Source organism: Pantoea sp. CTOTU49201, assembly GCF_032054795.1.
Taxonomy (GTDB): Bacteria; Pseudomonadota; Gammaproteobacteria; order Enterobacterales; family Enterobacteriaceae; genus Pantoea; species Pantoea symbiotica.
In genome coordinates this window covers 1-2957 of sequence record NZ_DAMBSA010000503.1, presented here as the reverse complement: position 1 = coordinate 2957, position 2957 = coordinate 1, and the positions used below count along the sequence as shown (strand labels likewise).

Here is a 2957-nt window from a genome sequence, read left to right as displayed (position 1 = left end):
CCTTGCCCGCTTCCGCAATGACTGGCGAATGGACGCTGCGCATCAACAGCGGTGATAACCAGCCGCGCAGTTGGCCGTTCCACGTAGAAGACTTCCTGCCAGAGCGCATGGCACTGGATCTAACCAACAGCGCGCAGCCGGTGGCTCCGGATGACGACATCACCTTTGCGGTTGAAGGCCGCTACTTGTATGGCGCGCCAGCTGCGGGTAACGAGCTGCAAGGGCAGCTGTTCCTGCGTCCGGCGCGTGAAGCAGTTGCCGCGCTGCCAGGCTATCAATTTGGCGACATCACTGAAGAGCTGAAACGCTCGCTCGATGATGTGGATGAGAAGCTGGATGAGAGCGGCAAGTTGCAGCTCAACGTTGAGAGCAGCTGGAAAGAGAGCCATTCGCCGCTCAATCTGATTCTGCAAGCCAGCCTGCTGGAAACCGGCGGCCGTCCAGTGACGCGCCGCGCGACTCAGGCGATTTGGCCGGCTCCGGCGCTGCCCGGCATTCGCCCGCTGTTTAACAGTGAATCGGTGTATGACTATCGCACCGACCGCTATCATGATGAGCCGACCGTGGCGGAAAACAGCCTCGCGGAGTTCGACGTGGTCTACGCCAATCCGCAGGGCGAAAAACTGGCGGCGTCAGATCTTGATGTGCGCCTGATCCACGAACGCCGCGACTATTACTGGAGCTTCTCCGACAGCGAAGGCTGGCAGTCGCGCTTCGATCAAAAGGATCTGCAGGAGGAGCAGCAGCGCATCACTATTGCCGCGGGCGGCAGCCAGAAAGTGAGCTTCCCGGTGGAGTGGGGCACCTATCGCCTGGAAGTGCATGCCGGCGACAACATCATTAGCAGCGTGCGTTTTCAGGCCGGATATTGGTGGCAGGACAACACCAACGGCACCGGCGCGCTGCGCCCGGATCAGGTTAAACTGAAAATTGATAAAACTGCCTATCAGGCGGGCGATACCGCGCATGTGCAGGTGGAATCGCCTGCTGCCGGTAAAGGCTATCTGATGGTGGAATCCAGCAGCGGCACGCTGTGGTGGCAACCGCTGGACGTTCCAGCGGGCGGCGCAACCATTGATGTACCGATCAGCGACAGCTGGAAGCGACACGATCTCTATCTCAGCGCCATCGTGGTGCGTGACGGCGACAAAGCCAGCGGCATCACGCCGAAACGCGCGGTGGGCTTGCTGCATCTGCCGATGGCGACTGAAGCGCGTCGCCTTAGCTTAGCGCTCGACGCGCCAGATAAAATCCGTCCTGAGCAGACGCTAAAAGTGAAGGTCAAAGCCAGCCGTGAAGGTGGCGCGTTGCCGCAGCAGGTGCAGGTATTGCTCTCGGCGGTGGACAGCGGCGTGCTCAACATTACCGATTACAAAACCCCGAATCCGTGGGACGCGTTTTTTGGCCGTAAGCGCTACAACGCCGATCAGTACGATGTGTTCGGTCAGCTGATTGAAGGCGGTGGCAAGCTGGCCGCGCTGCGCTTTGGTGGTGACGGCGATGATGCGGATGCGCTGTCGCGCGGCGGTAAAAAGCCGGTTACCGAGGTGCAGATCGTGGCGCAGCAGTTGCAGCCGGTCACGCTGGATGCTAACGGCGAAGGTACGCTGGAACTGCCGATCCCGGCGTTTAACGGCGAATTGCGCTTGATGGCGCAGGTGTGGAGCGACGACAGCTTCGGCTCGGCCGATCGCAAGCTGGTGGTCGCTGCGCCGTTGATTAGTGAACTGGCGATGCCGCGTTTCCTTGCCAGCGGCGATCAATCCACGCTGGCGCTGGATCTCACCAACCTCACCGATCAACCGCAGACGCTGAAAATCAACGTCACGGCCAGCGGCCAGATTGCCCTTAACGGCCAGATCCCCGCCAGCGTGCAGCTGGCGAAAGGCGCGCGCACCACTTTGCAAATTCCGGTTAAAGCGCAGGGCGGCTTTGGTGAGGGCGATGTGCAGGTCAAGGTGTCCGGCATGAGTTTGCCGGGCGAAACGCTGGCCGCCAGCGAGCGCAAATGGAAAATTGGCGTGCGTCCGGCTTATCCGGCGCAAACGCTGAGCTTCGATAACGTGATGCAAACCGGTCAGAACTGGCAGGTGATGGCGAGCGCCTTCAATGGCTTGCAGCAGAATACTTTGAGCGGACAACTGTCACTCAGCAACCGTCCGCCGCTGAATATCGCCAGCTATATCAGTTCGCTGTATGCCTATCCTTATGGCTGCCTTGAACAGACCGCCAGCGGCATTTGGCCGTCGGTGTTCACCAACCATGCGCAGCTGACGGCGATGGGTATCAAAACCAGCAATGATGAAGCGCGTCGCGCCTCGATTGATACCGGCATCGCGCGCCTTGCCGGCATGCAGCGCGGCAACGGCAGCTTTGGTTTGTGGAGCAAAGAGAGTCAGGAAGAGTTCTGGCTGACGGCCTACGTCACCGATTTCCTGCTGCGTGCCAGCGAAGCCGGTTACAGCGTGCCGGATGGCGTGATTACCCGCGCCGACGAACGTCTGCTGCGCTATCTGCAGGATCCCGCGCAGATCGAAACCAGCTGGAGCAGCGATGCCGATGGTTTGCGTTTCAGCGTGCAGGCCTATGCGGGATTGGTGCTGGCACGTCAGCAGCAGGCACCGCTCGGTGCGTTGCGTGCGCTGTATGCAAAGCGCGATCAGGCTAAATCGGGCCTGGCGATGGTGCAGCTTGGCGTGGCGTTGAAGCTGATGGGCGATCAACAGCGCGCACAACTGGCGCTGGCGCAGGGCATTGGGCTGGAACGTAAGCCTAACAGCTGGCTCGGCGATTACGGCAGCCCGGTGCGCGATCGCGCACTGATTCTGTCACTGCTGACGGAAAACCAGCTGCTGCCGGAGATGCAAGGTCCGCTGCTGATCGATCTGGCGAAAGCCGTGCATGGACAGCGCTGGTTCTCGACTCAGGAAAACAACGCGTTGTTCCTCGCCGCCCGC

General features: G+C 60.6%; 1 protein-coding gene. It reads left to right on the top strand.

Going from position 1 to position 2957, the window contains the following annotated elements; genetic code table 11:
• The coding region (locus tag RTY00_RS22875) for an alpha-2-macroglobulin (RefSeq protein WP_312666465.1) at positions 1 to 2957 on the top strand (2957 nt) is incomplete at both ends.